Raw genomic sequence first — 8,564 nt, 5'->3', positions numbered from 1 at the left:
CGCCGTGTCCGGCGCCGCGCCCGGGCCGGCCTGGGTCACCTTCGGCCGCGACCCGACGCCCCCGTGGGCGCCGAGCAGCTACATCGGCGAAGTCGACTGGCCGGTGCAGCCACCCGACCCGAACAGCCTGTCGACCCAGCTCGAATCGCTGGTCGACAAGCTGCCGCTGCCCAAGGGCGAAGGCGGCCTGTTCGACAAGGCCAAGCAACTGGCCGGCAGCGGCATGGACGCGGCCAAGACCGGCATGAACCTGCTCAAGACCGGGCAGGGCGCGATGCAGAGTGCGCAGCAGGTGCAAGGCGCGCTCAAAGGCGGCGTTGCTGGCCTGCCGCAACTGGCAAGCGCCGCCAGCTCGGCCCTGCCGGCCGCCTCCAACGCCTTGGGTGCCGCCAGCAAGGCGAGCAGCGCCGCGCAAGGAGCCATGGCCAGCCTGCCAAGCCTGCCCAAGCTGCCGGCGTTACCGACAATGCCCAAGCTCCCCGCTTTCAAGGCCCCAAGCCTGAGCACTGCTACCGATCTTCTGCCAAGTGAACTGATGTCATGACCGCCGATACCTCTGAAAAACCACGTCCAGCCCAGGCGGCGGTCGTTCCCCTGGACCAGATCGGCATGGCCGACGTCAGCCGCGGCGCCGCCGTGTTCGACGCCTGGCTGCGCGAGATCAGCGGCGGCTACGTCAACCTGGAGCGGCTCAAGGACACCGCCGAGGTGCTGCCGGTAATCGGCAACATCATCGCCCTGGTCGATGCCGTGGGCGATATCGTCAACCTGGCCAGTGCCAAGGAACCCGACCCGTGGGATTGGGTAAGCCTGGGCATCAACCTGATCGGCGTGATCCCCGCGCCACCGACCATGGCTGCTGCGCGCAAGGGCCTGCGGCCGATGCTGACTCTGGCTCGTCAGGAGGGCAAGGACATCCTCGGCGACGCGCTGGTCGAGATCATCATCGGCCACCTCAACGCCGACCTGCTCGGCGAACTGGATACCTTCCTCGTCGATGCCCAGGCCCAACTCGACAGCATCCTCGGCGAAGCCGCCAAGACCGGCGAGCAACTGATCAACAACACCGCCGACGCCATCGACGCGATCATTCTCGGTAAGCTCGACAGTAAGGGCGACCTCGACAAGGCCACGAAGCTGGCGCAGAAGGTCAGCGAAACCTGGAAGTCCGACCCGTCGGTGGCCTTCGAGAATGCCTTCGGTGCGCTGAGCAACGCCTACTCGGCAATGGGCAAGGGCGCGGCCAACACGCTCATGAGCAACGCCGTACCCACTCGGGTGCAGAAGGAAGTGCTCGACTACACCAAGCAATTCCGCACCCTGGCGCCGCAAATGAGCGGCAAGCTGATGAGCCTGGGCAGCACGGCCAACAAGGACTCGATCAAGAACATGCTGCTGGTGCTGCACAACAGCAGCGTGAAGTGGCACCTGCGCAACCCCAAGGCCTTGCCCACGGTGGTCAAGCAGGACAAAGTCACCGAAGCCAAGCACCAGGGTTCCAAGGGCCGTATCGAGTCGATCACCAACCAGGGCCCGGCGACGAAAGCGGCCAACGACCAGAAGAACGAGGTCTGCACCAGCACCTGCAACCGCATCAACTTCGCCCTGGGCAGCGAGTCGCTGCACCACACCGACTTCAGTCTGCCCGGCCCGTTCCCGGTCACCTGGACGCGGACCTACAACTCGCGGCTGGACAAGCTGGACGACGGCGTTCTCGGCGCCCGCTGGGTCACCGAGTTCACCACCTGCATCGACGTGGTCGGCCAGGGCGTGGTGTTCCACGACATGGACGGCCGCAGCCATGCATACCCGCTGCCCAAGCAAGGCAAGCCGCACCACGACGCGGTGGAGTACCTCACCCTGGTGCGTACCGGCGAACAGCAGTTGGTGCTGTTGCGCGGCCTCACGCGCCAGGAAACCTATGCCCGCCATGGCGACCGCTTCTACCTGACGCACATCAAGCTGCGCAGCGGCGCCGGCGCGATGCTGCACTACGAGCACCGTCACCACGACCGGCCAGTGCTGTCGGACATCAACACCTACCAGGATGACGACCCGACCAAGGTGCACCTGCAACTGGGCACCTTGCTCGATGACCACGGCCACCTCCAGGGCCTGTGGCAGGTGGTCGATGGCAAGCCGCTGCGCCAGCTGTGCGCCTACCACTATGATGACCACGGCGACCTGATCGCCGCCCAGGATGAGCATGGCGCCGCCTGGCGCTATCAGTACCAGCACCACCTGGTCACCCGCTACACCGACCGCACCAACCGCGGCATCAACCTCGAATGGGACGGCAGCGGCCCGCAGGCCAAGGCCATCCACGAATGGGCCGACGACGGCAGTTTCGAGACCCGCCTACAGTGGGACGAGCGCATCCGCCTGACCTACGTCACCGATGCCCACGGCCAGGAAACCTGGCACTACTACGACGCCGAGGGCTACACCTACCGGATCAAGCACCCGGACGGCAATTCCGAATGGCTGTTCCGTGACGCGCGCAAGAACGTCATCCGCCACGTCCACCCCGACGGTAGCCAGGACCGCTACGTCTACGATGAGCGCAGCAACCGCCTCAAGCACATTCGTGCCGACCACAGCACGGTGCACTACGCCTACGACGACCAGGACCAGCTGATCAAGATCAGCGACGCCGAGGGTGGGCTGTGGCAGCGCGACTACGACGAGCGCGGCAACCTGGTCGAGACTGTCGACCCGCTGGGCAACAAAACCGAGTTCGCCTACACCCCGGCCGGGCTGGTCAAGGCGATCAAGGACGCCATCGGCAACGAGAAGAAACTCGCCTACAACGATGCCGGGCAACTGCTTGAGTACACCGACTGCTCCGGCAAGACCAGCCAGTGGACGTACGACACCTCCGGCCAGCTGATCGAGTTCGCCGACGCGGCGGGCAACAAGACCGCCTATGAATACAAGGCCGGGCAGTTGGCCAAGGTCACCCACCCGGACAAGACCGAAGAACGCTTCGAGCGTGACGCCGAAGGCCGTCTGCTGGCCCATGTTGACGCGCTTGATCGCTGCACCACCTGGTCCTATACCGCTGCCGGTATGCTCGCTGAACGCGTCGACGCCAACGAGCACACCCTGCGTTATCGCTGGGACAAGCTCGGCCGCCTGATCGGGCTGGAAAACGAAAACGAGAGCAAGGCCAACTTCCTCTACGATCCGGTCGGCCGGCTGCTGCAGGAGACCGGCTTCGATGGCTTGGTCACCCGTTACCAGTACGACCCGCACAGCGGTCGCCTGGCGAGTACTCAAGTGGGCCAGCGCCGTATCGACCTGCGTTTCGACCGCATGGGCCGCCTGGCCGAGCGTACGGCGCGTCTGGGCGATCAGAGCCAGAGCGAAACCTTTGCCTACAACGGCAACGGCCAGCTGATCCAGGCCGTCAACGCCGCCAGCAAGCTGCAATGGTTCCACGACGAAGCGGGCAACCTGACCCGTGAGCATCAGCACTACCTGGCCACCGGTACGCCGATGGTCGCGGTGTGGCAGCACGAATACGATGCGCTCAACCAGCGGGTCAGCACGATTCGCCCGGATGGCCACAAGGTCAGCTGGCTGACCTACGGCAGCGGCCACCTGCTCGGCATGACCCTCGATCAGCACGAAATGCTGGCCTACGAGCGCGATGACCTACACCGCGAAATCGTGCGGCATCAGGGCAATAAGCTGATGCAGACCCAGGCCTGGGACCCGGCCGGGCGTTTGCAGGAACAACTGCTGGGCAGCCATGACGGCCAGTCCACCTTGCTCAAGCGTCAGTACCGCTATGACGCCGCGGGCCAGTTGACCAACATCCACGACAGCCGTCGGGGGCCGTTGGAGTATCAATACGATCCCGTCGGCCGCCTGCTCAAGGCTACCAGCCGCCTGGGCGTGGAAACCTTCGCCTTCGACCCGGCCGGTAACCTGCTGGACCAGAAAACTCAGGAACTGAATCGCCCGCTGGAAGCTGATCCACGGCGCAACAAGCTCATGGACAACCTGCTGCGCGAGTACGCCGGCACCCATTACCGCTACGACGAACGCGGCAATTTGATCCACCGCCTATACAACGGCGCACATGCCCATTTCACCTGGGACTTGTTCGACCGCCTGGTCAGTTACAACGACGACAAGCTCAAGGTCGACTACAGCTACGACGCCTTGGGCCGGCGTTTGCACAAGCATTCGGTGGCGCACTTCTGGGACCGCCCCGAGGCGGGCACCGGCTGGAACCAGTTGCAACGGGCCAAGCGTCAACGCGAACTTGGCTGTGGTTTCACCCTGTTCGGCTGGGATGGCGACACCCTGGCCTGGGAGAGCTCACCGCCACGCGACGAGGGCGACACCGGCCGCACCGTGCATTACTTGTACGAGCCGGGCAGCTTCGTGCCGGTTGCTCAGGCGCTGCGCAAGAGTCCGATCCGCCTGCACAAGCAGCCGGACTGGCGCCAACGCGAGTACGACTTCGATCAGGATCCGCTGTGGCACACCGAGGTGAAACCACAGGCGTTCGAGGCGATTGCCTGGTACCAGTGCGACCACCTTGGCACGCCGATGGAATTGACCGATGAGCAAGGCAATGTCGCTTGGGCGGGGCAGTACAAGGCGTGGGGTGAAGTCAAAGAGGAGCGCTCGGCGTGGGCGAAACAGCACGGCCTAGGCAACTCGATTCGCTTCCAGGGGCAGTACCATGACCATGAGACGGGGCTGCACTATAACCGGTACAGATATTACGATTTCACCATTGGGCGCTTCCTCTCAAAAGACCCCATCGGAATGGTTGGTGGACTGAACCTCCACCAATATGCGCCCAACACGACCGATTGGGTGGACCCTCTGGGGTTGGCGAGACGTAAGAAATCCGATCCCGCACCAACCATCGACCACAAGGTGTGCTGCAAATGTACAGAAGGCTATGCATATCGAGTTTTGAGAGAAGATGAAGATCCAGCAGCCGGCCTAGCGGCGAAAGACCCGACAGCGAACTACACAGTAGAGGGGCATGTCTTGCACGCTTCAAAGCCAACTGTTAAAACCCAATACATCTCGGCATCTAGGACTTATGCACAGGCTGCAAGTAACTCAACGAAATACGGAACGGGTCGTGAGCGCATTGCGAGAATTGATCTGTCGCAAGTCAATGACTCATTGGACCTGAATAGTGAATGTAGTTCGCTGAAGGGGACCACCGCACGCAACCGTGCCAGGGCATCTGGTGAGCTACTGATCGTCGGTCATGTACCACCGTCCGCAATCACACTTGTTCGACCTTAGGAAATCACCAAATGAATGATCAGTTGATCGAGACCTTTATCGAGAAGTGGCTGGAATTCGACCTACAGTTGCGTGAAAAACGTGGCTTCGATGACGTAATGCATCAGGAACTGATGGGGCTACTGAAGCAGATCAAGGGAATGCTGGATAACCAGAACACCATTCCAAAGAATCTTGCTGAAATATTTTTAGACATGTGGGGGGCGATGACCAGCAGTGCCGATTTGTATGATAGCGAAACACGAGATGAAATCTACCAAGCAGCTGACCATTTGACTGACTGTGCTAGAGATATTTGTGTAAGGTGACCCGAGGCGAGTCTTCTGAAGTAAAGGGGCAAATTTATTTTCACCACACTGTAGTGGATGAAATGAATTTGCCCACTTTTTTTGCGTCACCTTTTTTAGGCTAAATCAATGCGAGAAAGCAGTAAAAGGGGACGGATTTGAATGGCATTTACTTAACATGCTTCGGATACCCATATTTTCTGATCTCTGCCCTTGCCGATCGACGTGGTTTGGTCAGTAAGGGGTAGGCCTGAGGCCTTCGCCTTATGGCCCGAGGCTCGACACGACCAGGCCGGTTGCCTACACGCCTTTGAGCAATCAACATCAGCAAATCTGTCAACCGAGTAAAAGGGGGCAGATATGAATGGCACTTACTTAACATGCTTCGGATGCCCATGTTTCCGGATATCTGCCCTTGCTGATCGACGTGGTTTGGTCAGCAAGGGGTAGGCCTGAGGCCTTCGCTTTATCGCCCGAGGCTCGACACGACCAGGCCGGTTGCCTACACGCCTTTGAGCAATCAGCATCAGCAAACTTGCCAACCGATCCTCCCCCTCGCCGTAGCTGCGCTGTCGTAGCGCTAGCCATAACTGGAGGCTGTGTTTGAAACTCAGCTCGCGGGGCAAGCAATCGGCCATCAACGCCGATTGCGACATGAGCATCCGGATCAGGTTGTGTGCCAGCAGATAAACCCACAGCTCCTTGACGGCCATCCCTGGTGTTTTGCAACTCAGTTTTCCCAATCCCAACGTTGCCTTCAGGTTTCGCAAATCCAGCTCGACATGCCAGCGCCCGTTGTAGAGCGACCTGAGGGCTGATTTGGGTGTTTGTTTTGGGCATTGCAACGTTGTCGCCAGGATCTTGCCACCCGCCTTCAGCTCCCTCACCGTCAGCCTCTCCGGCGCCTGCTCATACTGTGTCAGGCTCATCCAAGGCGGCCTGCACCCAGGCTTTTTCAGCTCGATCAAATGGTCTTCCGGTCCGAGACGTTGCCCTAAAGCAAAATCCGTACTGCGCCGTTGCGCTCCGTACTGCTCAAACACCCCATCGACGCCCCTTCGCTGCAGCTCACACAACAGAAAGTAGGTGGCGTAATAGGCATCACCCAACAGAATATCGCCTGTTTTCAGCACATTGAGCATTGACCTGAGCAGGGTCTGTTCATCACCACCTTTACCTCTGAAGCGGCCCAAAGCAGCGTCCAGAACGGCACCGCTACATAGACAGACAATGCCAACCATTCGGCAGAGTGGGAAACCCAGGCCGACCTTCTGCCCCCGTGATTGTGGATATGCAACCTGATTGGCAGCCGTGTCGGGCATCGAAACGGTTGTTCCATCAACAAGACGCACGGGCCGTCCCCTCCAACGCCACGACGAGGGGGCTTGATCACTGATCGATGAAGCCGTGTGACGAACCAGTGTTGAGACCATCTCCACCGGTAGGCGCTGTCTGGCTCTGCAGAAGGCGCCTGTACGAGTGCTGTTGGGCTTCATACCGTTGCAGGATCGCTTGATGGAAAAGTCATTGACCGCCTGCTGGCAGGAGCGATCAGCATTCATTGCTTGAGCCAGGAACATCGAGAGCGTTTCAGTCGGTGGGAATAGGCGCTCTCGATGTGCTGGCAACGATGACTCGACACGCTTTAGCAGTTCGGGGGCCATGAGGCGATCGAAAAATGCCTGAGCGTCACTGGTCGAAGCATGGTGGCGGAAACGCTGCTGTTGATGCTGGAGGATTTGACGTCTACGATCCATGCTGGGCTGCGTCCTTGGCTTAATGGTGTGTGTTCGCAACTATCACCGTAGACCAAGGCCAGCCCTTCTTAATTTTTTCTTACAGATCAAAGGGTTGATGGCTAAGTAAGTGCCATTCAAATCTGTCCCCTTTCTGCTGCCTGTGTCCCCTTTCTGCTGCAATGACGGGAAATCAATGCCGCGTTGCAGATCTTGTGGCCATGTGATGAACAATACTGGTTTTAGAGATGGAGCTGTATCATGCTCGGAGCTGTAGATCAGCTGATGGTTGATAGGTTTGAAGAGGATTTTTTAAATTCCGGCCTTGCCACTTATGACCTTTCTTCCTGTTTGGCAGGCTACTTGAAAAGCTTGTTGGATTCAGAGTTCGTTGGTCTTGAGTCTGAGATTAAGAGCAAATTTTTCGAGCTCTTAAATTCTGCAGAAAGGAGAGAGTGGTCCGCGACTGAAACTCCTGAGAAAGAAGTGGCTAGGAAATTTTTTTGGTCGAAAGTCCGCTCGTATAAAGGAGTGGATAATGCTTTGTCATCTTTCTCTAGGTGCTGTGTTTTTTGTGCGAATAATGATGAAGATTGGGTAGATCACTTGCTAGGTGAGGATACGCCATTTCTTCTGTATGCTGATGAGCTGGAAAGAATGCGGAGTGGGAGAACTAACGAATTGGTGGCGTATTTTAGGAAATTTTTCAATTTTCCAGAAAAGTGAAGGTGATTGCAAAAAAATGACTGATGGCGTTTGACGCGATTGCCTGGGAGCAGGTGTGATTCACCCCCAGGCACCGCGACACTCAGTGACTCATTCCCAGCTCGGCGTCATCCATCAGCGCCTTGGCCAGCGCGCTCAGGTAATACGAGGCCCAGAGCAGCTGGGGTTTTTCTTCCATGATCCCGGCGATGGTCAGGTCGCGTACGCAGCCCATCAGTTCCGAAGCCTGTTCGCGGGCGTGCTGGCAGGGGATGCCGGGTTCGATGCAGAACAGTGGGATGGTCTGGCCTTCGCCTTGGTAGAACTTGGTTTTGCCGGCGGTGGTGTTGGGGGTGGTTTCGTCTGTTGTCATTGTTTTGTCTCCCTGGATTTTTCGGGGCCTGGGCGGGCCCTTTCGCCAGCAAGGCTGGCTCCTACAGGTGAAACGCAGCCCCCGGTAGGAGCCGGCTTGCCGGCGAACAGGGCCGGGCGCGGGCTAGTGCAGCGTCTGTGGGGCCTTGGGCATCTGCACCTGGATCAACGCCGATTCGAG

General features: G+C 59.2%; 5 protein-coding genes and 1 pseudogene. 4 read left to right on the top strand and 2 right to left on the bottom strand.

What is annotated here, in order from left to right; genetic code table 11:
• From NGM28_RS28105 to NGM28_RS28095, 3 genes and pseudogenes are all read left to right on the top strand, one after another.
• Window positions 1-544 (top strand): annotated as a pseudogene (locus NGM28_RS28105) (type VI secretion system Vgr family protein); the annotation flags it as partial.
• Complete coding sequence (locus tag NGM28_RS28100; RefSeq protein WP_252092499.1) at window positions 541-5,283, top strand: RHS repeat-associated core domain-containing protein; 4,743 nt, start codon at window positions 541-543, stop codon at window positions 5,281-5,283. The pseudogene NGM28_RS28105 and the gene NGM28_RS28100, both read left to right, overlap by 4 nt.
• A gap of 11 nt (window positions 5,284-5,294) precedes the next feature.
• Complete coding sequence (locus NGM28_RS28095) at window positions 5,295-5,591, top strand: hypothetical protein (RefSeq protein ID WP_252092498.1); 297 nt, start codon at window positions 5,295-5,297, stop codon at window positions 5,589-5,591.
• Between the two features lie 350 nt (window positions 5,592-5,941).
• Here NGM28_RS28095 and NGM28_RS28085 read toward each other — a convergent pair whose 3' ends face one another.
• Window positions 5,942-7,327, bottom strand: a complete 1,386-nt coding sequence (locus NGM28_RS28085) for an IS4-like element ISPen1 family transposase (RefSeq protein WP_252092497.1) — start codon at window positions 7,325-7,327, stop codon at window positions 5,942-5,944.
• Window positions 7,328-7,567: 240 nt separating this feature from the next.
• On the opposite strand from NGM28_RS28085, the gene NGM28_RS28080 reads away from it, so the two are divergent.
• On the top strand, window positions 7,568-8,032 hold the full coding sequence (locus NGM28_RS28080; RefSeq protein ID WP_252092496.1) for a hypothetical protein: 465 nt from the start codon (window positions 7,568-7,570) through the stop codon (window positions 8,030-8,032).
• 82 nt (window positions 8,033-8,114) lie between these two features.
• Here NGM28_RS28080 and NGM28_RS28075 read toward each other — a convergent pair whose 3' ends face one another.
• Window positions 8,115-8,384 (bottom strand): DUF3077 domain-containing protein, encoded by a 270-nt coding sequence (locus NGM28_RS28075; RefSeq protein ID WP_252092495.1) that lies wholly within the window; start codon window positions 8,382-8,384, stop codon window positions 8,115-8,117.
• Window positions 8,385-8,564 lie beyond the last annotated feature (180 nt).

This window comes from Pseudomonas sp. MWU13-3659 (genome assembly GCF_023757525.1).
Taxonomy (GTDB): Bacteria; Pseudomonadota; Gammaproteobacteria; order Pseudomonadales; family Pseudomonadaceae; genus Aquipseudomonas; species Aquipseudomonas entomophila_E.
Note: the sequence above shows the minus strand (reverse complement) of the source record. Positions and strands in the feature narration are given on the sequence as shown.